This is a genomic window from Kitasatospora sp. NPDC127121 (assembly GCF_042677305.1).
Taxonomy (GTDB): domain Bacteria; phylum Actinomycetota; class Actinomycetes; order Streptomycetales; family Streptomycetaceae; genus Kitasatospora.
Genome location: NZ_JBHXTQ010000005.1, coordinates 93919 through 118757 on the forward strand (window position 1 = coordinate 93919; position 24839 = coordinate 118757).

At 75.4% G+C, this 24839-nt stretch carries 19 protein-coding genes and 1 riboswitch; of the genes, 13 read left to right on the forward strand and 6 right to left on the reverse strand.

What is annotated here, in order from left to right; translation table 11 throughout:
• The first annotated feature begins 115 nt into the window (after window positions 1-115).
• Window positions 116-535 (forward strand): MerR family transcriptional regulator, encoded by a 420-nt coding sequence (locus tag ACFVHI_RS05300; protein WP_063349836.1) that lies wholly within the window; start codon window positions 116-118, stop codon window positions 533-535.
• 96 nt (window positions 536-631) lie between these two features.
• Entirely contained in the window at window positions 632-1465 is an 834-nt protein-coding gene (locus ACFVHI_RS05305; RefSeq protein WP_380335959.1) for a GNAT family N-acetyltransferase, read from the forward strand.
• Here ACFVHI_RS05305 and ACFVHI_RS05310 read toward each other — a convergent pair.
• The 3 genes from ACFVHI_RS05310 to ACFVHI_RS05320 form a co-directional block, all read right to left on the reverse strand.
• Window positions 1462-2646: a PP2C family protein-serine/threonine phosphatase gene (locus tag ACFVHI_RS05310; RefSeq protein WP_079136350.1), complete on the reverse strand. Its 1185-nt coding sequence runs from the start codon at window positions 2644-2646 to the stop codon at window positions 1462-1464. The two genes, ACFVHI_RS05305 and ACFVHI_RS05310, sit on opposite strands and share 4 nt — an antisense overlap.
• A gap of 139 nt (window positions 2647-2785) precedes the next feature.
• Window positions 2786-3208: a MarR family winged helix-turn-helix transcriptional regulator gene (locus ACFVHI_RS05315; RefSeq protein WP_063349838.1), complete on the reverse strand. Its 423-nt coding sequence runs from the start codon at window positions 3206-3208 to the stop codon at window positions 2786-2788.
• 31 nt (window positions 3209-3239) lie between these two features.
• Window positions 3240-4472 carry a M48 family metalloprotease gene (locus ACFVHI_RS05320; RefSeq protein ID WP_380335963.1) on the reverse strand — a complete coding sequence of 411 codons (1233 nt, stop codon included), beginning with the start codon at window positions 4470-4472 and terminating at the stop codon, window positions 3240-3242.
• Window positions 4473-4735: 263 nt separating this feature from the next.
• Between ACFVHI_RS05320 and ACFVHI_RS05325 the strand changes: the two genes are divergently transcribed.
• The 7 genes from ACFVHI_RS05325 to ACFVHI_RS05355 all read left to right on the forward strand — a co-directional run bounded on the left by ACFVHI_RS05325 (window position 4736) and on the right by ACFVHI_RS05355 (window position 11777).
• Complete coding sequence (locus ACFVHI_RS05325) at window positions 4736-5914, forward strand: CapA family protein (protein WP_380335966.1); 1179 nt, start codon at window positions 4736-4738, stop codon at window positions 5912-5914.
• 286 nt (window positions 5915-6200) lie between these two features.
• Window positions 6201-6986 carry a 2,3-dihydro-2,3-dihydroxybenzoate dehydrogenase gene (locus tag ACFVHI_RS05330; RefSeq protein WP_063349841.1) on the forward strand — a complete coding sequence of 262 codons (786 nt, stop codon included), beginning with the start codon at window positions 6201-6203 and terminating at the stop codon, window positions 6984-6986.
• Window positions 6987-7264: 278 nt separating this feature from the next.
• Window positions 7265-8416, forward strand: coding sequence for an isochorismate synthase DhbC (gene dhbC / locus ACFVHI_RS05335; RefSeq protein ID WP_380336061.1), 1152 nt, complete (start codon window positions 7265-7267; stop codon window positions 8414-8416).
• A 20-nt stretch (window positions 8417-8436) separates the two neighbouring features.
• Window positions 8437-10128, forward strand: coding sequence for a (2,3-dihydroxybenzoyl)adenylate synthase (locus ACFVHI_RS05340; RefSeq protein WP_380335969.1), 1692 nt, complete (start codon window positions 8437-8439; stop codon window positions 10126-10128).
• A gap of 13 nt (window positions 10129-10141) precedes the next feature.
• The gene (locus ACFVHI_RS05345) at window positions 10142-10783 is read left to right on the forward strand and encodes an isochorismatase family protein (protein ID WP_363366835.1); all 642 of its coding nucleotides are present in this window, start codon (window positions 10142-10144) and stop codon (window positions 10781-10783) included.
• A gap of 5 nt (window positions 10784-10788) precedes the next feature.
• Window positions 10789-11013 (forward strand): phosphopantetheine-binding protein, encoded by a 225-nt coding sequence (locus tag ACFVHI_RS05350; RefSeq protein ID WP_063349844.1) that lies wholly within the window; start codon window positions 10789-10791, stop codon window positions 11011-11013.
• Complete coding sequence (locus ACFVHI_RS05355) at window positions 11013-11777, forward strand: AMP-binding protein (RefSeq protein ID WP_380335973.1); 765 nt, start codon at window positions 11013-11015, stop codon at window positions 11775-11777. Before ACFVHI_RS05350 ends, ACFVHI_RS05355 begins: the two co-directional genes overlap by 1 nt.
• A 173-nt stretch (window positions 11778-11950) precedes the next feature.
• Here ACFVHI_RS05355 and ACFVHI_RS05360 read toward each other — a convergent pair whose 3' ends face one another.
• Complete coding sequence (locus tag ACFVHI_RS05360; RefSeq protein WP_380335975.1) at window positions 11951-13075, reverse strand: amidohydrolase; 1125 nt, start codon at window positions 13073-13075, stop codon at window positions 11951-11953.
• A gap of 124 nt (window positions 13076-13199) precedes the next feature.
• On the opposite strand from ACFVHI_RS05360, the gene ACFVHI_RS05365 reads away from it, so the two are divergent.
• From ACFVHI_RS05365 to ACFVHI_RS05380, 4 genes are read left to right on the forward strand one after another with little or no spacing between them, the layout of a single operon-like run.
• On the forward strand, window positions 13200-20504 hold the full coding sequence (locus ACFVHI_RS05365) for an amino acid adenylation domain-containing protein (protein ID WP_380335978.1): 7305 nt from the start codon (window positions 13200-13202) through the stop codon (window positions 20502-20504).
• Window positions 20497-20682 (forward strand): MbtH family protein, encoded by a 186-nt coding sequence (locus ACFVHI_RS05370; RefSeq protein ID WP_063349847.1) that lies wholly within the window; start codon window positions 20497-20499, stop codon window positions 20680-20682. The genes ACFVHI_RS05365 and ACFVHI_RS05370 overlap by 8 nt, the downstream gene beginning before the upstream one ends.
• Window positions 20679-22067 carry a DHA2 family efflux MFS transporter permease subunit gene (locus ACFVHI_RS05375; RefSeq protein ID WP_380335981.1) on the forward strand — a complete coding sequence of 463 codons (1389 nt, stop codon included), beginning with the start codon at window positions 20679-20681 and terminating at the stop codon, window positions 22065-22067. The genes ACFVHI_RS05370 and ACFVHI_RS05375 overlap by 4 nt, the downstream gene beginning before the upstream one ends.
• Before the next feature lie 47 nt (window positions 22068-22114).
• The gene (locus ACFVHI_RS05380; protein WP_380335984.1) at window positions 22115-22666 is read left to right on the forward strand and encodes a Uma2 family endonuclease; all 552 of its coding nucleotides are present in this window, start codon (window positions 22115-22117) and stop codon (window positions 22664-22666) included.
• A 24-nt stretch (window positions 22667-22690) separates the two neighbouring features.
• On the opposite strand, the gene ACFVHI_RS05385 is transcribed toward ACFVHI_RS05380, so the two are convergent.
• Window positions 22691-23545: an MBL fold metallo-hydrolase gene (locus tag ACFVHI_RS05385; RefSeq protein ID WP_063349849.1), complete on the reverse strand. Its 855-nt coding sequence runs from the start codon at window positions 23543-23545 to the stop codon at window positions 22691-22693.
• A gap of 12 nt (window positions 23546-23557) precedes the next feature.
• Window positions 23558-23618: riboswitch (guanidine-III (ykkC-III) riboswitch) on the reverse strand.
• 104 nt (window positions 23619-23722) lie between these two features.
• Window positions 23723-24838, reverse strand: a complete 1116-nt coding sequence (fes, locus tag ACFVHI_RS05390; RefSeq protein WP_380335987.1) for an enterochelin esterase — start codon at window positions 24836-24838, stop codon at window positions 23723-23725.
• Between the last annotated feature and the right edge of the window lies 1 nt (window position 24839).

Sequence of the window (24839 nt, forward strand, 5' to 3'; positions counted from 1 at the left end):
GCGGAGTCGACGTTGGAGCTGGCGTCGGAGCCGACGTCGGCGTCAATAGCGGAGTCAACGGCGGAGTCAGACGAACGAACGAACGAACGAACGAACGAACGAAGGACGGCACGGCATGCGGATCGGAGAACTCGCCCGGCGCACCGGCGTCAGCCCCCGCGCCCTGCGCTACTACGAGGAACAGGGCCTGCTCGCCCCCGCCCGCCGCCCCAGCGGCTACCGCGAGTACGGCGAACCCGACATCGACACCGTCCACGGCATCCGCACCCTCCTCGCCGCCGGCCTCGGCAGCGCCGCCATCGCCCGGATCCTCCCCGGCCTCCCCCGCCCCGGCGCGCGCCGCCCCGGCCCCACCTGCCCCGAACTCCTCACCGGCCTCGCCCGCGAGCGCGCCCGCATCACCCAACAGATCGACGAACTCGCCGCCGCGCGAGGGCTGTTGGACGCGATCATGGGGGCCGACGCGCCGAGCGACCTCATCCGCGCACCCCGCCCGGACCAGGATTCCGCCCGCCGCCCTCCCCGCCGGGCCTGAGCCCTGTCGTCCCGTGGCGTGCGCCCGGCGGGCCCGGGCCGCGCCGCCGGGAGAAACCCGATCGCGTGGCACGCCGCCCTGTGCTGGAGTGGGCGGATGGATCATGAGGACACACTCGCCCTGTTCGACCGCCGACTGAGGCGCGAAGCGAAGCCCGACGGCCCCGGCGCCCGGATCGAGCGGCACGGCGACGTCATCCGGCAGGTCGGCGCCGCCCACGACTGGAACGGCGTCCTGTGGTCGGACCTCGACGAGGCCACGGCGGACCGGGCGATCGCGGCACAGGTGCGGTACTTCACCGCACTGGGCCGCGAGTTCGAATGGAAGACCTACGCCCACGACCGGCCCGGCGACCTCGGGGAACGGCTGCGGGCGGCCGGCTTCACGGCCGAGCCGCAGGAGGCGGTGATGGTGGCCCGGATCGAGGACCTCGCCACCGACACCGCCCTGCCCGAGGGCGTCCACCTGCGTTCGGTGACCGACCGGGCCGGGGTGGACCTCGTGGCGGACGTCCACGAGCAGGCCTTCGGCACCAGCAGCGCCCGCCTGCGGCAGCGGATGCTCGACCAGCTGGCCCGGAGCCCGGAAACCGTCAGCCTGGTCGTGGCGATGGCCGGCGAGCGCCCGGTGTGCGCGGCGCGGATGGAACTGAACCCGGGCACCGAGTTCGCGGGCCTGTGGGGCGGCGGCACCGTCGCCGACTGGCGGGGGCGGGGCATCTACCGGGCCATGGTCGCCCACCGGGCCCGCATCGCCGCCGACCTCGGGTACCGCTACCTCCAGGTCGACGCGAGCGACCAGAGCCGCCCCATCCTGCAACGGCTCGGATTCGCGATCCTGACCACGTCGACCCCGTACGTCCACCAGCCGCCCGCCTCCTCGGACGCCGGCCAGGAGAGCCAGGGGAGCCAGGAGAGCCGGGGGAGCTAGGGGAGCCGCTCGACGATGACCATCGCCGCGTCGTCGTCCAGCCGGCCGCCGACGTGGGCGAGCAGATCGCGGCGCAGGTGCTGGAGCAGGGCGGTCGGGCGTTCGTCCTGCCAGGCGGTGACGCGGTCGGTGAGCGGGTAGAAGCGCCGGTCGGCGTCGCGGGCCTCGATCACGCCGTCGGTGTAGATCAGCAGCCGGTCGCCGGGCTGGAACGGGAAGGTCTCCACCTCGTAGCGGACCGGGGCGAGCTCGCCCAGGCCCAGCGGCGGCGCCGGGCGGCGGGCGGCCAGCGTGGTGATGCCGTCGGGGCGCAGCAGCAGCGGGGGCGGGTGGCCGCAGTCGATCAGTCGGATCGCCGTGCCGTCGTCGGGGATGTCGAGCAGGACGGCGGTGATGAAGGACTCGCCGCTGTCCTCCGGCGGGGCCGCCTCGTCCGGGTCCTCGCCGCTCAGGCGGCGCCGGCGGGCCTGTTCGCCGAGCTGGGCGAGGTCCCAGCAGACGCTGCCGTCCAGGTAGGCGGCGAGCCCGGGCAGGTCGGCGTGCAGGTGGGCGGCGGCGCGGAAGGCACCGAGCAGCAGGGCCGCGTCGCCGAGCGAGGACAGGCCCTTGCCGCGGACGTCGCCGACCAGCAGCCGGGTGCCGGTGGCGGTGCGGGCGGCCGCGTACAGGTCGCCGCCGACCTGCGCCTCGGCCTCGGCGGCCAGGTAGACGGAGGCCAGGTGCAGCGGCCCGATCCGGTCCGGCAGCGGGCGCAGCAGGACCCGCTGGGCGGCCTCGGACACCGAGCGGACCTGGGCCAGCTCGCGCTCGTACCGTTCGCGCAGCGCCCGCAGTCCGATGATCAGGGCGGAGACGACGAGCTGCGCGCCCAACTGGGTCTCGATGTTGGCGCTGGTGAGGCCGTCCCGGAGGATGCCGATGACGGTGAGCGCGGCGAGGGCCAGCAGGGCGACTCCGGCGGTGGCCCGGGCGCCGGCGTAGGAGGCGGTGAGCGCGGGGGCGACGATCAGCAGCGGGCCGAGGTGGATCTGTGCGGGGGAGAGGATGTCGACGACGGTGATCACGACGATCAGCGCGAGCGACAGCGCCGTCAGCGCGCGACGGTCGGGCCGCCGGGGGTGGCGGCGGTCGCGCGGGCGGTCGCGGGGCTGCGGGTCACGGAGACGCTGCCGGAGTGGCACCTTTCCTCTGTACACCGTCGGGGCGGTGCGGCGCACCCCGGGCGCTCCTCGGGTGCACCCCGGAGGCCCTCGGGCGCACTCCGTACAGGGGTCTCAGTACGGGGGGTCTCGGTGCAGGGGGTCTCAGTACAGGGGGGTCTCAGCCCTCTTCGCCGTAGCGGGCCAGGTAGGCGGCGAAGCGGGCGACGTCCTCGTCGGACCAGTCGGTGAAGCGGGCGGTGAAGGCCAGCCGGCGCTGCTCGTTGGCGTCCTGCAGCAGGGCGAGCCCGGCCTCGGTGGCGCGCAGGATCTGGCCGCGCTGGTCGTCCGGGTCGGCCTCGCGCCGCAGCAGGCCGAGCTTCTCCAGGGCGGTGACCTGGCGGCTGACGGTGGACTTGTCGAGCATGAAGTGGGCGGCCACGTCGGCGGCCCGGCAGCCGCCGCGCTCGGTGATCAGGTCGAGGATGCTGTAGGTGACCAGGGAGAGGTCGGGGTGCAGCTGGGAGGCCTTGTGCCGGGCGCGCCGGGCGAAGGCGGTCAGCTCGCGCTGGATGGCGTCGATGGACGACTGGCGGCCGGGCACGGGCGTTCCTACCTCCTCGATATTTGTTGCACTATACAACGGAATCCCCCGGGTCCGCGCGCCGCTCCGGGCCTCCCTGTCCCTGAGTGGCCTGCCAGGCGCGGGCGGCGGCAATCCGGCGGGTCGCACTCGGGTGAGTGGCGAACAGTAGCTCAAGCGCCCTCGGCGGGTCGACATCGGAGACGTTCGCCAACGCCAGTCTGCGTTGCATCGCGACGAACTGCTCGGCGTCCGACGTCAGTTCGAGTGCGTGCCGGTCCGCCCTGGCCTCGATCCGGCGGCTCACCGCGCACTGGGCCGGCCCCGACAGCGCCCCCAGCAGCGCCGCGCACGCCGACAGCAGCGGCAGCGCCCGCGGATCGGCCGCATCCGCCGCCCCCGCCGCCGACAGCAGCGGCTGCCAGGCGCCCAGCACCCCCAGCACGGCCACCGCCGCGGCCGCGCCCACCGCGCCCAGCAAGGTGCCGAACGGCACGTCCCGGTGCTTCACGTGGCCCAGCTCGTGCGCCACCACCAGTTCCACCTCGCGCGGCGTGGCCGTCGACAGCAGCGTGTCGTACGCGACGATCCGGCGGGTCGCGCCCAGCCCCGACACGTACGCGTTGAGCGCGGTGGTCCGCCGCGAGGCGTCCGCCACCAGGACGTCCCGCACCCGTACGCCGTCCCGCTCGGCCAGCGCCAGCAGGGCGCTGCGCAGCGGGCCCGGCGGCATCGGAGTGAAACGGTTGAACACCGGCTCGATCAGCAGCGGGTGCAGGAAGGACAGCGCCGCCGTCAGCACCGCCGCCGCGCCCGCCGCCGGCAGCCACCAGTGCCGCGGCGACCAGGCGGTCAGCGCGAACAGCCCGAGCGCGAGCGGAAGGACCAGCACGAGGGCCAGCCCCAGGCCGCGCAGCGCGTCCACCGCCCAGCCGGCCCAGCCCTGCGTCACCAGCCCGTACCGGGCCCGGACCGCCCGCAGCCGGGCGCCGAACGGCAGCTGCAACGCCTGGCCGAGCACCACCAGGGCCGCCGCGCCCGCCAGCACCCCGGCCGTCCGGGAGCCGCCGAACCAGCCGCCGACGGCCGAGACCAGGCCGGCGCCGGCCGGGGTCAGGCCGAGCAACAGGGTGAGCGCCAGGCCCGCCAGCCGCCCGCCCAGCGCCCAGGGCAGCTGGGCGCGGCGCAGCGCGCGGCCACGGGCGCGCTCGGCGGGGGTGAAGTCGACTGGTGGGCGGCCGGCGGGGGCGGGGCCGGCGGAGGCGGTGGTCTCGGTGTCGTCCATGGGGTGGGTGCGGCTCCGGGCTCTGGCGGACGGGGGCGGGTGGGGCGGTTCAGCATCTCCTACCGCGCCGGGGCGGCGCTCAGTCCTCGGCGCCCGGTGCTCCAGCCGTTGGTGTTCGGCCCGCCGGCGCTGCGCTCGGAATCCGGTGTCGTGCTCGGAATGAAGCCGGTGTTGTGCTCGGAATGTTGCGGAACCGAGGCGGATGGGTGCGGAAGCCGTGCCGTAGGCTGACCGCTTCTGGATCGACCCGGGGGGAACCACTCATGCGCCGTGCCGCGGCCGCCGTCGCGCTGTTCGTCGGCCTGACCGCCATAGCCGCCTGCGGGCCCGACGACCCCGCCCCGGCGCCGGCCGCCGCGCCCGGCTCGACCGCGGCCGCCTCGGGCGGGGCGGCGGGCACGCCCACCAGCCCGGGCGCGACGCCCTCCGGAACCGCCGCCGGGAAGAACGCCGCGCCCCGGCCCGACGGCAGCATCACCGTCGCGTTCGCCGGAGACGTCCACTTCGAGGGCCGCACCGAGGCCCGGCTCGCCGTCCAGCCGCCCGAGCAGGCCCTCGGCCCGCTCTCCCGGACGCTCGCCGACGCCGACCTGTCCGTCCTCAACCTGGAGACGGCGATCACCGGGCGCGGTGCCCCCGAGCCGAAGACCTACACCTTCCGCACCTCGCCCAAGGCGCTCTCGGCGCTCAAGGACTCCGGCGTCGACGTCGTCTCCATGGCCAACAACCACGCCGTCGACTTCGGCGCCGACGGCCTCACCGACACCCTCGCCGCCAAGGACTCCTCGCCGATCCCGGTCGTCGGCGTCGGCCGCAACGCCAAGGAGGCGTACGCCCCGTACGTCACCACCGTGCGCGGCGTGAAGGTCGCCGTCGTCGCCGCCAGCCAGGTCGAGGACCTCACCAACCAGAAGTGGCGGGCCGGCGCCAACAAGCCGGGCATCGCCTCCGCGCTGGACGTCCCCGCGCTGGTCAAGGCGGTCGAGGCGGCCAAGCAGCAGGCGCCCGTCGTCCTCGTCTACCTGCACTGGGGCGACGAGGGCAAGGCCTGCCCCACCGGCCCGCAGACCGCCATCGCCAAGAAGCTCGCCACCGCCGGCGCCACCGCCGTGGTCGGCACCCACGCCCACACCATGGTCGGCTCGGGCATGCTCGGCAACACGTACATCGGCTACGGCTTCGGCAACTTCCTCTGGTACGGCACCTCCAACTACGCCTTCTCCAACGAGACCGGCGTCACCACCCTCACCCTCACCCGCGACGGCAAGGTCACCGGCGAGGCCTTCGCCCCGGCGACCATCGACGACAAGGGCGTCCCCGTCCCGGTCGCCGGCGCCACCGCCGAGGCGGCCCGCAAGCGCCGCGACGCCCTCCGGGGCTGCACCGGCCTCGCCCCGGCCCCGGCGGCTCCGTCGGCTCCGGCGACCGGCGCGACGGGCTGAGTCGTTTCCGGGGGCCCGTGGCCCTATCGTGAGCGACCGGGAGCCGCCCTCAGCTCCCGGTCGCCGTCCGGCAGTTCGCCGCCCTCCAGCCGCCGCGGCACCGCGGCCGTAGGAGGTTCGGTCCACCATCTTGGCGAGACGAAACGTCTCGTACTGGCGCACCCGGAAGCGGCGGCGATCGGGCCGGAGTCGAGGGGGCGGCGGCGAGTTGACGACTGCACAGGGCATCGGCGCAGCCGAACATATGTGTTAGGTTAGGCTTACCTAATATTGCTGGTCGGAGGGGATGTCCGTGCAAAAGTCCGAATTCGCCGGTGCCGTCGCGATGGTCACCGGGGCCGGGCAGGGCATCGGTGCGGCCGTGGCCCGGGCGCTCGTCGCCGAGGGGGCCGTCGTCGCCGCGGTGGACCGCAACCCCGGCCCGCTCGCCGCCCTCGCGGCGGAGTCGCCCGCCGTGCACCCGTACGTCCTGGACGTCGCCGACGGCCGGGCGGTGGACGACACGGTCGACCTGATCGAGCGCCAACTCGGGCCGATCGCCGCACTGGTGAACGTCGCCGGGATCCTGCGCACCGCACCCGTCGTCGAACTCACCGACCAGGACTGGGCGGAGACCTTCGCGGTCAACACCACCGGCGTCTTCCACACCGGCCGCGCGGTCGGCCGCCGGATGGCCGACCGCGGCCGCGGCGCCGTGGTCACCGTCGGCTCCAACGCCGCCGGGGTGCCCCGCGCCGGCATGGCCGCGTACGCGGCGTCCAAGGCGGCGGCCACCATGTTCACCCGCTGCCTCGGGCTGGAACTCGCCCGCTCCGGCGTGCGGTGCAACATCGTCTCGCCCGGCTCGACCGACACCGGGATGCAGCGCGCGCTCTGGGGCGAGGACGCCGAGGCCGCCGAACAGCGGGTCATCGACGGCGACTTGGGCGCCTGGCGGGTCGGCATCCCGCTCGGGCGGATCGCCGCACCCGCCGACATCGCCGAGGCGGTGGTCTTCCTGGCCTCCGACCGGGCCCGGCACATCACCATGCACGACCTCTACGTCGACGGCGGCGCGACCCTGCGCGCCTGACCGCCCTGACCGCCCTCGCCGTCCCCCCGCCTTCCTCGCCGCTCCCCTCCGCGCCCCGGGCAACCCCCGGGCGCCGGCCATGCCCTGACCTCCCTCCCCGACCCTCTTCCCTGACGCGCAGACCGTCCAGACCGTCCCAGACTGGAGACTTCACGGTGACCACGGTGCACCACGCCCCCGCCGGGGGTGTCGCCGAGCACGCCGCTCCCGCCCCCTCCGCCGCCCCGGCCCCCGCCGGGCCCGCCGACGCTTCCGCCCCGGGCCCCGACCACGCCGTCATCGGCGCGGCCAGCGGCCTGCTCGGCCAGTACCGGGCCGCGGCCGGCGAGGCGTTCTTCGCCTCGCCGACCCGCACCCTGCTCACCGCCGGGGTGCACGCCCGCGTCCCGCAGGACGAGCGCCCGCTGCCCGTCCGGGTCGCCGCGACGCTGGCCGAGGCCCGTCGCGCCGGGGTCGAACGGCCGCTGGTGGTCGGCGCGGTGGCGTTCGACCACGACAGCCGGGTCGAACTCGCCGTCCCCGAGAGAGTCCGCAGAGCCGGGGCGCTGCGCGACGACCCGCTGATCGCGCTGCCCGCGCCGCCGGCCGAGCCGGTCGACTGGCAGGTGCGCCCGATCCCCGAGCCGGCCGCGTACGGCGCGGGCGTCGCGGCGGCCGTCGAGCGGCTGCGCGGCGGCGAGTTGAGCAAGGTCGTGCTGGCCCGCACGCTGGAGCTGAGCGCCGACCGCCCGCTGGACCTGCCCGCGATCCTCCAGCGGCTGGGCCGCCGCGACCCGGGCGGCTACACCTTCGCCGTCCCCGCCGGCGGCGGGCGGACGCTGATCGGCGCCAGCCCCGAACTCCTGGTCTCCCGGCGCGGAACGGCCGTCCTGGCCAACCCGCTGGCCGGCTCGGTGCCGCGCAGCGCCGACCTCGGCGAGGACGTCCGGCGCGCCGCCGCGCTGCTGGAATCGCCCAAGGACCTGCACGAGCACGCCGTCGTGGTGGATGCGATCCGCGCCGCGCTGGCGCCGTACTGCCGCACCCTGGACGTGCCGGCGCGGCCGACCCTGGTGCGCACCGCCGCGATGTGGCACCTGGCCACCACCATCACCGGCGAACTGGCCGATCCGGCGGTCTCCGCCCTGGAGTTGGCCACCGCCATGCACCCGACCCCGGCGGTCTGCGGCACGCCGACGGCCATCGCCCGGCGGGTGATCGGCGAGGTCGAGCCCTTCGATCGAGGCCTGTACACCGGCATGGTCGGCTGGGGTGACGCGGACGGCGACGGCGAGTGGGTGGTCACCATCCGCTGCGCGGAGGCGGACGAGCGGACCCTGCGGGTGTACGCGGGCGCGGGCGTCGTCGACCGGTCCCGGCCCGAGGACGAACTCGCCGAGACCAGTGCCAAGTTCCGTACCTTCCTGGACGCCGCGGGGGTGTCGCAGTGACGGCGCCGGAGAGTTTTCTGATGCAGGATCAGTTCGACGTTGTGGACCAGGTCTCCCTTCAGGAGTCCGCCTTCACCCCGTACCCCGCCGAGTTCGCCGAGCGCTACCGGGCCGCCGGGTACTGGCGCGGCGAGACCTTCGGGCGGATGCTGCGCGAGCGCGCCGCCGCGCACGGCGAGCGGATCGCGATCGTCGACCCGGCGGGGGAGGGGCGGCGCTGGACGTACGCCGAACTCGACCGCCGCGCCGACCGGATGGCCGCCGGGCTGCTCGCCCGGGGGATCGGGCGCGGTGACCGCGTGGTGGTCCAACTGCCCAACGTGGCCGAGTTCTTCGAGGTGGTCTTCGCGCTGTTCCGGATCGGCGCGCTGCCGGTCTTCGCGCTGCCCGCCCACCGTGCCACCGAGATCGGCTACTTCTGCTCCTTCACCGGGGCGGCCGGCTACGTCGTCGCGGCCGTCGACAACGGCTTCGACTACCGCGAACTGGCCTCCCGGGTCAAGGCGGAGAGCCCGGCGCTGCGGCTGGTCCTGGTGGCCGGGGACGACCCGGGCGAGCACCTCCGGCTGGCGGACGTGCCCTGCGACGGGCCCGGTCCGGCCGAGGAGCCGGAGCCCGGGAGCGTCGCCTTCCTCCAGCTCTCCGGCGGCAGCACCGGTGTGCCCAAGCTGATCCCGCGCACCCACGACGACTACATCTACTCGCTGCGCGGCTCGGTCGAGCTGTGCGCGCTCGACGAGGACAGCGTCTACCTGTGCGCGCTGCCCGCCGCCCACAACTTCCCGCTCAGCTCGCCCGGTTCGCTCGGCACGCTGTACGCGGGCGGCCGGGTGGTGCTGTGCCCGCGGCCCAATCCGGAGACGGCCTTCCCGCTGATCGAGCGCGAGGGCGTGACCATCACCGGGCTGGTGCCGCCGCTGGCCCTGCTCTGGCTGGACGCCGCCGAGCGCGACGCGGGCGGCCCCGGCGCGGGGGGCCTGGACAGCCTGGAGGTGCTGCTGGTCGGCGGCGCCAAGTTCAGCGCCGAGGCCGCCCGGAGGGTGGGCCCGGTGCTCGGCTGCACGCTCCAGCAGGTGTTCGGGATGGCCGAGGGGCTGGTCAACTACACCCGCCTGGACGACCCGGAGGAGCTGATCACCACCACCCAGGGCCGGCCGATCTCCCCGGACGACGAGGTCCGGGTGGTCGACGACCAGGACCAGGACCTGCCCGACGGCGTCACCGGCCACCTGCTCACCCGCGGCCCGTACACCATCCGCGGCTACTGGAACGCGCCCGAGCACAACGCCAACTCCTTCACGGCCGACGGCTTCTACCGCACCGGCGATCTCGTCCGCCGCACCCCCACCGGCCACCTGGTGGTCGAGGGCCGGGCCAAGGACCAGATCAACCGGGGTGGCGAGAAGGTCGCCGCCGAGGAGATCGAGAACCACCTGCTCGCCCACCCCGCCGTGCACGACGCGGCGGTGGTGTCGATGCCCGACCCCTACCTCGGCGAACGCACCTGCGCCTACGTCGTCCTGCGCGCCGAGAACCGCGAACAGCCGCCGAAGAGCATCGAGTTGAAGCGCTTCGTACGCCAGCGCGGACTGGCCGAGTACAAGGTGCCGGACCGGGTCGAGTTCGTCGACGCCTTCCCCGCCACCGGGATCGGCAAGGTCAGCAAGAAGGACCTGCGCGCCGCCATCGCGGCCGCACTCCCTACTCACTGAAGGAAAGACCACCGTGGGCCTGCCCCGCATTCCCTCCTATCCCCTGCCCGCCGCCACCGAACTGCCCGCCAACCGGGTCGAGTGGACGGTCGACCCGGACCGCGCCGTGCTGCTGGTGCACGACCTGCAGAACCACTTCCTGGACGCCTTCGACGCCGCCGCCGCGCCGGTGCCCGAACTCCTCGGGAACGTCGGCCGGTTGGCCGAGGCGGCGCGCGCCCACGGCATGCCGGTGCTCTACTCGGCCCAGCCCGGCGGGCAGAGCCCGGCCGAACGCGGCCTCCAGCAGGACTTCTGGGGCCCGGGCATCCCGGACGACCCGCGCGCGACGGCGATCGCCGACGCCGTCGCCCCCGCACCGGGTGACACGCTGCTCACCAAGTGGAAGTACAGCGCCTTCGTGCGCACCGACCTGGACCGGCTGCTGCGCGAACAGGGCCGGGACCAGCTGGTGATCACCGGCGTGTACGCGCACATCGGGGTGCAGGCCACCGCCTGCGACGCCTGGATGCGCGACCTGCCGGCCTTCGTGGTGGCCGACGCGGTCGCCGACTTCGGCCCGGACGAGCACCGCGCGGCGCTGTCCTGGGTGGCCGGCCGCTGCGGGCAGGTCACCACCACCGACGCCGTCCTCGCGATGCTGGAAGGGAAGTGACGGGCATGGCCTTCACCGTGGAGCGGATCCGGGCCGAGGTCGCCGACCTGCTCGGCGAGGACCCGGCGGACGTCCCGCTGGACGAGAACCTGGCCGACTGGGGCCTGGACTCGGTCCGGCTGATGGCGCTCGCCGAGCGCTGGCGGGCCGAGGGCGCCGAGGTGGCGTTCGTGCAACTGGCCGAGCGCCCGGCCGTCGAGGCCTGGGCCGCGCTGCTCGGCGCGGCCTGATGGAGGCCGTGCTGCTGGAGGCCGCCGGGCCGCAGGCGCCCCCACGCACGGACCGGGCGGCGAAGTACCCGCCGACCACCGTCGTGGGGCCGGTCGAGGCGCAGGCGGCCCGGACCCCGGACGCCCCCGCCGTGCTGCTCTCGGGCGGCGCGGTCGTCACGTACCGGGACCTGAACGCCGCGGCCAACCGGCTGGCGCGCGCCCTGGCCGCGCGCGGCGCCCGGCCGGGGGCGGTGGTCGGCCTGGCGCCGGCCCGCCACCCGGCGCAGCTGCTGACCGCGCTGCTCGCGGTGGCCAAGTCCGGCGCGGCGTACCTGCCGCTGGACCCGGCGGACGCGCCCGGACGCCGGGAGCGGCTGCTCGCGGAGACCGCGCCGGTCTGCGTGCTGGGGGATGGGGTGCCGGAGGCGCTGGCCGGGCTGGACGTGGACGGCGAGCTGGCCACCGACCCGCCCCGGGCGCTCACGCCGCAGCACCTGCTGTGCGTCGGGTACGGCCCGGGCGGGCGCCCGGACGCCGTCCGGCTCACCCACGCCGAGGCCGACCGCCGGGTGCGCGAGCTCCAGGCGGCCCACCCGCTCGGCCTGGGCGACCGGGTGCTGCAACTTGGCCTGCCGCTCTGGGAGTTCCTCTGGCCGCTGCGGACCGGCGCCGCCGTGGTGCTGGCCGACCCGCAGCGGCCGGGCGAGGTCGGGGAGCTGGTGAGGGAGCTGGGTGTCACGGCGGTGCGGGCGACGCCGGCGGCGCTGCTGGGCGGCAGCTGAAGGGGGCGGGGCGCGGGCGGGGCGCTGGCGGGGCGAGGGCGAGCGCGGCGAACAGATGACAACATTCAGCGAACAACTTTCAGATGACAGATGATGAAATCTGTTATCTGAAAGTTGTCATCTGTTGCCTGTCAACCGTCGGTCGGCAACCGTCGGTCGTCAGCCGCCGGCTGTCAGGCGTTCGCCGCCAGGTCCGCCGCCGTCCAGGCCATGGCGACCGCGCCGTCCAGCACCGCCCGGTCGGCCTCCGCCCCCACCGCGGCCTCGGCGAACGCGGCCTCGTGCGGGGCGCAGGCGCCGCCGGTGATGTCCAGCACCGGGTGGATGGCGGGCACGGCGTGGGAGACGTTCCCCATGTCGGTGCACGCGAACGGCCCGCTCTCGACCGGCTCCGGCCGGCCGAGCGCCGCCGCGTTGGCCCGCCAGAGGGCGAGCAGGGCGGGGTCGGAGCGCATGTCCAGGTAGTCCGGTTCGGGCCGGTCGAGCGTCACCTCGCAGCCGGTGGCGAGCGCCCCGGCCCGGAAGCAGTCCTCGACCCGGGCGCGCAGCTGCGCGAGGTCCTCGGCCGCCGAGGCGCGGATTTCGTACTCCGCGCTCGCGCTGTCGGGGATCAGGTTGGGCGCGGTGCCGGCGGCCGTGGTGATGCCGTGCACCCGCCACTGCGGCGGCAGGTGCTGGCGCAGCAGCCCGAGGGCGACCTGGGCGACGGTGAGCGCGTCGGCGGCGTTGCGCCCCTGGTGCGGGTTGAGGCTCGGGTGGGCGGCGCGGCCGGTGTAGCGGACGGAGAGGGTGCCGAGCGCGAAGGAGCGGAAGTCGGCGACCTCGACCGGGCAGGGGTGCACCATCATCGCCGCGTCCACGCCGTCGAATGCGCCCGCCTCCAGCAGCAGCGCCTTTCCGGCTCCGCGCTCTTCGGCGGGCGCGCCGATCACCCGTACGGTGAGCCCGAGTTGGTCGGCGTACGGGGCGAGGCCGAGCGCCGCGCCGAGGCCGGCGGCGGCGATCAGGTTGTGCCCGCAGGCGTGCCCGAGGCCGGGCAGCGCGTCGTACTCGCAGACGAGTGCGACGGTGACCGGCCCGCTGCCGAGGCTCGCGGTGAACGCGGTGTCCAGTCCGTGCGCGGGCGCGGTGACGGCGTAGCCGTGGGCGCGCAGGAGTTCGGCGCACCAGGCGGCCGCGCGGTGCTCCTCGAACGCGGTCTCGGGGTGGGCGTGGATGCGGTGGCTGAGCGCGAGCAGTTCCGCGCGGTGCGCGTGGACGTGTTCGCGGACGGCCTGTTTGGTCGCGGTCAGGGGCATGGGCGGCGCCTCCGGGATGTCAGGGCCCCCGTACTGGGAGGCCGTTGACCAGATCATATGAAGTTAGATTAGGCTAACCTAACTAGGCGTTTCGTTCGCCGGACCCCGAGGAGCACCCCGAACCATGCCTGCCGTCGAAACCCAGGCCGTCGATGTCCCGCTGCTCGCCGCCCAGGCCGCCATCTGGTACGCGCAGTCACTCGACCCCGACAGCCCGGTCTACAACACCGGCGACGCCGTCGAGATCACCGGCCCGCTCGACGAGGCCCGGTTCGAGGACGCGCTGAGGCAGGCGGTCGACGAGGCCGAGGCGCTGAGCGCCGTCGTCGTCACCGGCCCGGACGGCACGCCCCGCCAGCAGCCGCGCCCCGGCCGCCGCTGGCCGCTGCACCACCTCGACCTGCGCGCCGCGCACGACCCGGCCGCCGAGGCCGAGGCCTGGATGCGCGCCGACCTCGCCCGCCCGGCCGACCTCGCCGAGGGCCCGCTGTTCACCCACGCGCTGATCCGCCTCGCCGACGACCGGTACCAGTGGTACCGGCGGATCCACCACCTCGCCGTCGACGCCTACGCGTTGAACCTCCTCGGCGAGCGCCTCGCCGAGCTGTACACCGCGCACACCACCGGCGCCGAGCCCGCCGCACGCCCGTTCGCCACCCTCGCCGAGGTCGCCGCCGAGGAGGCCGCCTACCGGGACGGCGAGGAGTACCCGGCCGACCGCGCCTACTGGGCCGACCGCCTGGCCGGCGCCGACACCCCGGCGACCCTGCCGGGCAGCCCGGCGCCCGCGCTGGCCGCAACCCCGGCCCAGGCCCCCCTGCGCCTCACCGCCGAACTGCCCGCCGGCACCCGCGACCGACTGGAGCGCGCCGCCGCCACCGCCCGCGCCACCTGGGCCGAACTGCTCCTCGCCGCCACCGCCGGCTACCTGCACCGCCTGGCCGGCACCGAGGACGTCGTGCTCGGCCTGCCGCTCGCCAACCGCCGCGGACCGGCCGCCCTGCGCACCCCCGTCGCCGCCGCCAACGTCCTCCCGCTGCGCCTGGCCGTCCGCCCCGCCGACAGCGCCGAGGCGCTGCTGCGCCGGGTGGTCCGCGAACTGCGCGCCGTCCGCCGCCACCAGCGCTACCCGCTGGAGGACCTGCGCCGCGACCTCGGGCTGACCGGCGAGCGGCGCGCCCTGTTCGGCCCGATGGTCAACATCAAGGCCTTCGAGGGCGATCTCGACCTGGCCGGCCTGCCCGGCGTCGTCCGCAACCTCGCCGCCGGACCGGTCGACGACCTCGCCGTCGGCGTCTCGCCCGCCCCCGGCGGCGCGCTGCGCCTCGTCCTGGACGCCGACCCCGCCCGCCACGACGCCGCCTCGCTCGCCGCCCACCGCGATGGGCTGCTGCGCTACCTCGACGCCCTCACCGACCTGCTGCTCACCGCCCCGCAGACGCCCATCGCCCGGATCGACCTGCTCGACCCGGACGGCCTGCGCCGCGCCACCGCCGGGCGCGCGGAGCCGCCGCTCGACCGGACGCTGCCCGAGCTGTTCGCCGCGCAGGCCGCCCGCACCCCGGCCGCCGTCGCCGTCCGCAGCGGCAAAACCGCCCTCACCTTCGCCGAGTTGGACGCCGCCGCCAACCGCCTCGGCCACCGCCTGAACGCCCTCGGCGTGCGCGCCGGTGCGCCGGTCGCACTCGCCCTGCCGCGCGGCGTGGACACCCTGGTCGCGATGCTCGGCGTGCTCAAGGCCGGCGGCGCCTGCGTCTCCCTCGACCTCGCCCACCCCCGGCAGCGCCTGGCCGCCGTCCTGGACGACGCCCGCCCGGTCTGCGCGGTCGGCACCGCCGACGCCCTCACCCAACTGGACCTGCCGGCCGGCCTGCCCACCGTCCTGCCCGGGGACGCGGACGCCGAGCCCGCCACCGCGCCCCCGGCCCCCCGGCCCCACCATGCCGCCTACGTGCTGCACACCTCCGGCTCCACCGGCCGCCCCAAGGGCGTCGTCGTCACCCACGCCTCGCTGGCCAACCTGTACGCGGGCCACGGCGAGGACCACATCGCCCCGGCCGTGCGCCGCACCGGCCGCGAACGCCTGCGCGTCGCCCACAGCGCCTCGTTCGCCTTCGACGCCTCCTGGGACCCGGTGCTGTGGATGGTCCACGGCCACGAGCTGCACCTGCTCGACGACGCCACCTACCGCGACCCGGCCGCCCTGGCCGGCCACCTGCACCGGGAACGCGTCGACTACCTCGACGTCACCCCCTCCTACCTCGAAGTCCTGCTCTCCGAAGGCATCCTGGACGAGGAGTGGCACCGCCCGGCGGTCATCGCGGTCGGCGGCGAAGCCACCCCGCCCGCCCTCTGGCAGCGCCTCACCGCCGCAGCCGGCCTGCACCCGATCGACCTCTACGGCCCGACCGAGACCACCGTCGACGCCTACGCCTGGACGCCCGGTCCCGACGGCGCCCCGGTCGGCCGGGTGGTGCGCGGCTCCCGCGCCTACGTCCTCGACGGCTCGCTGCGCCCCGCGCCCGACGGCGTCGCCGGCGAACTGTACGTCGCCGGGGCCTGCCTGGCCCGCGGCTACCTCGGACGCCCCGACCTCACCGCCGAACGCTTCCTGGCCGACCCGTTCGGCCCGCCCGGCGACCGGATGTACCGCACCGGCGACCTCGCCCGCCGCCGACCGGACGGCACCCTGGAATTCCTCGGCCGCGCCGACGACCAGGTGAAGATCCGTGGCTTCCGGATCGAGCCCGGCGAGATCGCCGCCGTCCTCGCCGAACTGCCGGGCGTCGCCCAGGCCGTGGTGATCGCCCGCTCCGGTCCGCAGGGCAAGCGGCTGCTCGGCTACGTCGTCCCCGAGGCGGCTCCCGAGGCGGCTTCCGAGGCGGTTTCCGAGTCCGAGGCCGCCCCCGAGGCCGCCCCCGAGACCGTTGCCGAGGCCATGTCGGAGGACGCCGCCGAACCCGCCCCCACCCCCCGCGTCGCCCTCGACCCGGCCGAGCTGCGGGCCGCGCTCGCCGCCCGGCTGCCCGGCCACATGGTCCCGGCCGCCGTCCTGGTCCTCGACGAACTGCCGCGCACCGCCCATGACAAGCTCGACCACCGCGCCCTGCCCGAACCCGCCGCCGCCGAGCCCGGCACGGCCCCGGCCACTCCGCAGGAGGAACTGGTCTGCGGGCTGTTCGCCGACGTCCTCGACCTGCCGCAGGCGCCCGGGCGGGACGCCTCCTTCTTCGACCTCGGCGGCCACTCGCTGCTGGCCGGCCGCCTCGCCGCCCGGCTGCGCGAGACCTTCGCCGCCGCCGTCGGGTTCGCCGACGTCTTCCGCCACCCGACCCCGGCCGCGCTCGCCGCCCTGCTCGACGCGCACCCCGGCGGCGAGCCCGAGGCCCGCCCCGCGCTGGTGCCCGTGCCGCGCACCGACCGGATGCCGCTGTCACCCGCCCAGCGCGGCCTGTGGTTCCTGCACCGGCTCCAGGGCCCCAGCCCCACCTACAACATCCCGCTCGCCCTCACCCTCACCGGCCCGCTCGACCGGGCCGCCCTCGCCCTCGCCCTCGGCGACCTCGCCGCCCGGCACGAGGTGCTGCGCACGGTCTACGGCGAGGAGCCGGACGGCACGCCGTACCAGCGGGTGCTGCCCGCCGCGCCCGTCGAACTGCACGACGGCACCGAGCTCGCCGAAGCCGTCCGGCACGCCTTCGACCTCACCGGCCGGCCGCCGCTGCGCGCCACCCTGTTCACCCACGGCCCGGCCGAACACACCCTGCTCCTGCTGCTCCACCACATCGCGAGCGACGGCGCGTCCACCACCCCGCTGGTCCGCGACCTGTCCGCCGCCTACACCGCTCGGCTGGCCGGCCGCGCACCGGAACTCCCGGCGCCCGCCGTGCAGTTCGCCGACCACGCGGCCTGGCAGCGGCAGCTGCTCGGCACCTCCGAGGCGCCCAGCCCGCTCGCCGCGCGGCAGTCGGAGTACTGGCGCACCGCCCTGGCCGGCCTGCCCGACCAGCTGGAACTGCCCACCGACCGCCCGCGCCCCGCCGTCGCCGGCCACCACGGCGCCACCGTGCCCTTCACCCTCGACGCCGAGGCGCACGCGGCCCTCGCCGCGCTCGCCCGGACCGCCGGCGGCACCGTCTTCATGGCCGTCCAGGCCGGACTCGCCGCCCTGCTCACCCGGCACGGCTGCGGCACCGACATCCCCGTCGGCACCCCGGTCGCCGGCCGCGACGACCCCGAAACCGCCGACCTGGTCGGCTACTTCGTCAACTCCGTGGTCCTGCGCACCGACACCTCGGGCGATCCGACCTTCCGCGAGCTGCTCGGCAAGGTCCGCAGCACCGTCCTCGCCGCCCACGAGCACGCCGACCTGCCCTTCGACCGCCTGGTCGAGGAGCTCAACCCGCCGCGCTCCCTCGCCCGCCACCCGCTGTTCCAGGTGATGCTCGCCTGGCAGAGCCGGCCCGACGAGCCCCACCCGTTGGGCGGCGGTCTCACCGCCCGGATCGCCGCCGTCCCCAGCGGCACCGCCAAGTTCGACCTCACCCTCAACGCGGGCGAGCTCCCCGACGGCGGCATCGGCGGCTTCCTGGAGTACCGCACCGACCTCTTCGACGCCGCCACCGTCGAAGGGCTCGCCACCCGCCTCGCCCGGCTGCTCACCGCCGCCGCCACCGCGCCCGACACCGCGATCGGCCGGCTCCCGCTGATCGGTGAGGAGGAGCGGCTGCGCGCCCTCGTCGAGTGGAACGGCACCCCGCACACCTCGGCCCCGCACACCTCGGCCCCGGACGCCACCCTGGCCGAGCTGTTCGAGGCCGCGGCCGCCGCCAACCCGCAGGCCGTCGCCGTCAGTTGCGGTGACGAGCAGCTCGACTACACCGAACTCGCCGCCCGCGCCGACCGCCTGGCCCGACTGCTGGCCGCCAACGGCATCGGCCCCGGCACCATCGTCGCCCTCGCCCTGCCGCGCTCGCTCGAACTCGTCGTCGCCCTCCTCGCGGTGGCCAAGTCCGGCGCCGCCTACCTGCCGCTCGACCCCGACTACCCGGCCGACCGCCTCGCCTACATGCTGGCCGACGCCGCCCCCGCCGCCCTGCTCACCGACCGCGCCACCGCACCCCGGCTGCCCGCCCACCAGGTGCCCCAACTGCTCGTCGACGGACCGGAGTCGGCCGCCCACCCGGCCACCCCGCTGGCCCAGCACGAGCGCACCCGCCCGCTGCACGCCGAGGACACCGCCTACGTCATCTACACCTCCGGCTCCACCGGCCGGCCCAAGGGCGTGCCCGTCACCCACCACAACGTGGTCCGGCTGTTCCGCTCCACCGACCACTGGTTCGGCTTCGGCGCCGACGACGTCTGGACCCTCTTCCACTCCTACGCCTTCGACTTCTCCGTCTGGGAGCTGTGGGGAGCCCTGCTGCACGGCGGCCGCCTGGTCGTCGTCCCGCACCTGGTCAGCCGCGACCCGGCGGCCTTCCTCGACCTGCTCGCCCGCGAGCGCGTCACCGTGCTCAACCAGACCCCGTCCGCCTTCTACCAGCTCAGCGCCGCCGACCGGGACCGCCCCGGCGTCGAACTCGCCCTGCGCTACGTGGTGTTCGGCGGCGAGGCGCTCGAACTGGCCCGGCTCGACGACTGGTACGCCCGCCACCCGGAGGACGCGCCCACCCTGGTCAACATGTACGGCATCACCGAGACCACCGTGCACGTCTCCTACATCGCCCTCGACCGGGCCACCGCCGCCGCCGGAAGCAGCAGCACCATCGGCGTCAACATCCCCGACCTGCGGGTCTACGTCCTGGACCAGCACCTCCAGCCCGTCCCGCCCGGCGTCACCGGAGAGATGTACGTCGCCGGGGCCGGCCTGGCCCGCGGCTACCTCGGCCGCCCCGACCTCACCGCCGGGCGCTTCGTCGCCGACCCGTACGCCGAACTGTTCGGCGAGCGCGGCACCCGGATGTACCGATCCGGCGACCTCGCCCGCCGCCGCGCCGACGGCGTCCTGGAGTACTTCGGCCGCGCCGACCAGCAGGTGAAGCTGCGCGGCTTCCGGATCGAACTCGGCGAGATCGAGGCCGTGCTGGCCGCCCACCCGGGCGTCGCCGACGCCGCCGTGGTCGTCCGCGAGGACGCCCCGGGCGACAAGCGACTGGTCGGCTACGCGGTCACCACGGCGAGCCCCGAGGAGTCGCACGCCGTCGCCGTCGCCGCCGTCACCCCCGAGGACCTGCGCGCCCACGCCGCCGCCGAACTGCCCGCCCACATGGTGCCCTCCGCCGTCGTCCTGCTGGACCGGCTGCCGCTCACCGCCAACGGCAAGCTCGACCGCCGCGCCCTGCCCGCCCCCGACGCACCCGCCACCGGCGCCGGACGCCCGCCGCGCACCCCGCGCGAACAGCAGCTGTGCGAACTCTTCGCCGAGGTGCTGGGCGTCGCGGCGGTCGGCGTCGACGACGACTTCTTCGCCCTCGGCGGCCACTCGCTGCTGGTCGTCCGCCTCGCCGGGCGGATCCGCGAACTGCTCGGCCTGGACGTCGGCATCGGCACCCTGTTCCAGTCGCCCACCGTCGCCGCCCTCGACGCGGCCCTGGCGGCCGGCTCGCAGAGCGCCGACGCGCTGGACGTCCTGCTCCCGCTGCGCCCCGCCGCGCCCGGACGCCGTACCCCGCTGTTCGCCGTCCACCCCGCCGGCGGCCTCAGCTGGTGCTACACCGGCCTGATCCGCCACCTGCCCGCCGACCAGCCGATCTACGGCCTCCAGGCCCAGGGCGTCGGCGCCGCCACGGCGGCCCGGCCCCTGCCGCAGACCCTGGACGAACTGGCCGCGCACTACGTCGACCGGCTGCGCGAGGTCCAGCCCGAGGGACCGTACCGGCTGCTCGGCTGGTCCACCGGCGGGATCATCGCGCACGCCGTCGCCGTCCGGCTCCAGGACCTCGGCCACGCCGTCGAACTGCTCGCGATCCTGGACGCCTACCCCGCCGAGGGCTTCCGCGACCTGCCCGTCCCCGACCAGGCCGAGGCGCTGGAGGCGCTGCTCACCATGGGCGGCTACGGCCCCGAGGACCTCGCCGGGCGGCCGCTCGAACTCGCCGCCGTCACCGAGCTGCTGCGCCGCGAGGGCAGCCCGCTCGCCGGGCTCGACGACGCCACCGTGGCCGCCCTCAACCGGATCTACCTCAACACCAACCACCTCGTCCGGGGCCACGACCACCGCCCCTTCGACGGCGACGTGCTGTTCTTCCGCGCCACCGTCGACACCATCGACGAGACCCTGGTGCCCGAACTCTGGACCCCGTACGTGTCCGGCCGCATCGACAACACCGACGTCGCCTGCTCGCACAAGGACATGACCCTGCCCGCCCCGATCGCGCACATCGCCCGCGTGATCACCGACCACCTGGAGAAGTCCTCCGATGAGTGACGCCCCCGCCAACCCCTTCGACGGTGACGGCGAGTTCCTCGCCCTCGTCAACGACCAGGGCCAGCACTCGCTCTGGCCGGCCTTCGCCGCCGTCCCGGCCGGCTGGAACGTCTCCCACGGCCCGTGCGAGCGCGCCGACGCCGTGCAGTGGATCACCGCCCACTGGACCGACCTGTGACCCCTCCGGCCGTCGAGGCCGCCCGGGCGCGCCCCCTGCTCGCGGGGCGCGCCGCGGTGGTCGTGGTCTACACCGCCGCGATGTGCATGAACGGCCTGGACTCGACCATCGTCAACCCCGCGCTGTTCACCATCGCCGAGGACTTCGGGCGGCCCGTCTCGGCCGCCAACGCCGTCGAGACGGCCTTCCTGGTCGGCCTCGCCGTCGGCCTGCCGGTGGCGGGCTGGCTCGGCGACCGGTTCGGCGTGAAGCGGGTCTTCCTCGGCTCCCTGGCCGCGTTCACCCTCGCCTCCGCCCTGTGCGCCGCCGCGCCCGGCCTCGGCTCGCTCGCCGCCGCGCGGGCCGTCCAGGGCGTGGCCGGCGGACTGCTCACCCCCGTCGGGATGACCCTGCTGTTCCGGGCCTTCGCCCCGCACGAGCGGGCCGGCCTGGGCCGGATCCTGATCGTCCCGACCGCCCTGATGCCCGCCCTCGGCCCGCCGCTCGGCGGCCTCCTGACCGAACACCTCTCCTGGCACTGGCTGTTCCTGGTCAACGTGCCGATCGGGGTCGCGGCCGTCGTGACCGGGCTCATCGGCCTGCGCGCGGCGGACGAGCCGCCGGCCGGCCGCTTCGACACCACCGGCTTCCTGCTCGCCACCCCCGGCCTCGGGCTGCTCACCTACGCGCTCGGCTTCGGCCCGGCGCACGGCTGGTCCTCGCCCCCGGTGGCGCTCGGCGGCGTGGCCGGGCTCCTCCTGCTCGGCATCGCCGTGCGCCACCAACTCCGCGCCGCCGAACCACTGGTGGACCTGCGGCAGCTCGCCGACCGCACCTTCGGCACCGCCACCTGGCTGGCGCTGCTCACCTCGGCCGGCCTGATGGGCGCCCTGTTCGTCCTCCCGCTGCTCTACCAGGCCGCCCTCGGGGCCTCGGCCCTCGACGCAGGGTTGAGCGTCTTCCCCGAGGCGATCGGCCTGATGGCCGCCTCCCAGGTGGTCGACCGCCTGCTGCCCCGGTTCGGCCCCCGCCGCCTCGCGCTGCCCGCGCTGCTGCTCGCGGCCCTCGTCCTGGCCGCCCTCGGCTTCGCCGAGAACCCCTGGGCCGTACGGGCGTTGATGTTCGCGGTCGGGCTCGTCCTGGGCACCGCCGTGCTCACCGTCCAGATCGCCGGCTTCGCCGACGTCCCCGGGCCCGCGATGGGCCGGGCCATGGGCCTGTTCACCATCGTCCGCACCCTCGGCGGCGCCCTCGGCATCGCCGCCACCGCCGCCCTCATCGGCGCCCTGGACACCGACGGCGGCTCACCCGGCCCCTACCGCCTCGCCCTCCTGCTCACCGCCGCCCTGGTCGCCGCCGGCACCCTTCTCACCACCCGCCTCCCCCGGGAGGCGCCGGCACCCTGAATCGGCTCCGGCTGCCGTACGGTGGCCGGAGCACTGGAGGAGAGTCCATGAACCCCGAGCGCTACCGTCTTCTCGAAGAGGCCCGGCGCAGTCTCCCGGACGGCTACAAGGTGGAGTTGTCCGGCGACATCATCGTCATGCAGGCGTCACCGTCGTCGGTCCACCAGCTGAACCTCGCGCTGGTCCAACGCCAGTTCGAGGCGCACTGCCCTCCCGGCTACTTCCCCACCGGGAACAGTGATCTCTCCTCACCCGAGGTCGGCTCCGTGCGCAATCCCGACCTCACGTACCTGCCCGAGGACGTCATCGACCTGGCCGGCCACGACATCCCCGCCGAGCTGGCCCTGATCGCGGTCGAGATCGTCTCCCCGTCCAATCCCGAGAACGACTGGACGGGGAAGGTCCGTGACTACCCGCGCATGGGCTTCCCGCTCTACCTGATCGTGGACCCGCGGCAGCGGACGGCCACGCTGTTCTCCGAGCCGAACCACGACCGGTACCACACGAGGACCGAGCGGGAGTTCGGCGGGACGATCAGCGTTCCCGATCCGTTCGGCTTCGAACTGGACCTCGCGCGGCTCGTCCCGTACAAGGACTGATCGCCGAGCGCCTGACCGATGGGCTCAGGCACTCGGCCAGAGGATCAGGTCGGGCAGGGCGTGCCGGCGCGGCCGGTCGCCGAGGTCGGCGAGTGCGGTGCGGATGGCCCGGAGGTGTCCGACGGTCAGTTCCAGGGGCGGCTCGTCGGGCTGGTGGGTCGTGCGGATGGGGTAGTCGACGCCGGGGGTGCGGGTCATCTCGATGTGGCAGCCGAGCAGATGCGTCACGGGGCGGCGTTCGGCGAAGTCGATCAGCCGGTCGACGGTGCGGGTGAAGGCCGGCCAGTCGTCGATGTAGAGGCGGCCCGGGTAGACGGTGTCGCCGGTGAGCAGCAGGCCCGTCCACGGGTCGTAGTAGGTGACGGCCGCCGGGTGGTGGCCCGGGGTGGCCAGGCATTCGAGCACCCGGCCGCCGCCGAGGTCCACCCGCGCGACGGCGTCCGGGTCCTGGTCGAAGCCGAAGTACGGCCAGGCCGTGGCCGGGTCGGCGCCGACCAGGGTCGTCGCGGGCCGGTCGGCGAACTGCCCGTCGCCCGCGACGTGGTCGCCGTGCGGGTGGGTGTGCAGGACGAGCAGCCCGTAGCCGTCGCGGGGGTTGTCGGCGAGCCACCGGTCGATGAGCCCGTCGACCACGGTGCGCAGCGGGAAGTACGCGGCGGAGGCGGTGGCCCCGGTGTCGATCAGGACGGCCCGCTCGCCCCCGAACAGCAGGAACAGGAACGGCGCCTCGTAGTTGACCGCCTTGTTCTGCCGCAGGATGACAGTGTGCTCGTCGTACGCGTGGACCTGGATGTCCGGGTCCGTGTTGTGCTTCGCGGACGGGGATCCGTGGATCCACCGCACGTCGAGCGGACGGGCGATCGGGGCACCGGCGGCCATGACGTCTCCCTGGGTGCGTCGTCTTGGCGGGCCGGGTACGGCGCACATCTCGTCCGGGGCGGTCACCGGCGCGCCGCCACCGGGACGCTAGCACGCCCCCGTCGCTGCGCGCCGGTCCGCCGGTCCGCCGGTCCGCCGGTCCGCCGGTCCGCCGATTCGCCGATTCGCCGGGAACCGTCAGGCACGCCCCAGCAGGTGCGCCAGCCCGTCCGCCAGCCCGCCGCGCCAACAGGCGTAGTCGTGGCCGCCGTTGAACTCGCGGTACGCGAGGTCGTAGCCGCGGGCGGTGAGGACGTCGCGCAGGTGGCGGTTCTGCGGGAGCAGCATCCACTCCTGGAGGCCGACCTCGACGTAGAACCGGGCCTCCCGCCGTTGCTCGCGGGCGAATTGGCGGGTCAGCCACTCACTGCCCTCGTCGAACTCCGTCTCGTCCGGCCACCAGAAGGAACCGGACTGGCAGAGCGCGCCGCCGAAGCGGTCGGGGCGCCGGAACGCGGCGAAGGCGGCGGTGAGGCCGCCCGCGCTCTGGCCGGCGATGACGGTGCCGGCCGGGTCGGTGGTGGTGCCGAACTCCGCTGCCGCCCAGGGGAGGAGGCGGTCGGCGAGGAGGTCGACGAAGGCCGGGTTGCAGCTGAGGTCGTCAGGGCGGCAGGGGCCCATGGTGTGGACGAGCAGGGCGACGGTGGGCGGGATGGCGCCGTCCGCCGCCAGGTTGTCGAGGGTGTCGCCGACCGACAGCACCTCGCCCCACATCTCGCCGTCCAGCAGCACGGCCACCGCGAACGGCCCGCCACCGGCGGAAGGCCCGCCACCGGCGGGGAGGTGGACGTCCACCCGCCGCCCGGCCACCTCGTGGGCCACCATCCGCCCGCGCGGCACGCCGTCGCGCCGCCGGGCGTACGGCTGGGCGGGGGCGTCGGGCAGGCTGAGCACGGACGACGGGTGGCGCCCGTCGCGGGCGGGCAGCCGGGGGGCGGCGTCGTGCGGGTCGGGGCGGGCGTGGTCGAGGACGCGCAGCCAGTCCGCCCGGGTGGTGCCGGGGGCGTCCCCCCGGAACGGGTACAGCTGGTAGGACGCCCGGTGGTCGGCGCGCAGCCGGTAGGTGATCGACCAACGGCCGTCGCCGCGGCGGGTCATCAGGTGCGGGGCGAGGTCGCCGGCGTGCCGGTCCTTGTCGGTGACGGTGTGCAGGAGCGCGAGCACGCCGTCGCACGACGCGTCCTCGTGCACGAAGGTGACCAGGCGGTAGGCGGGGTCGGCCGGATCGGGCTCGACCAGGGGAAGGGTTTCCATC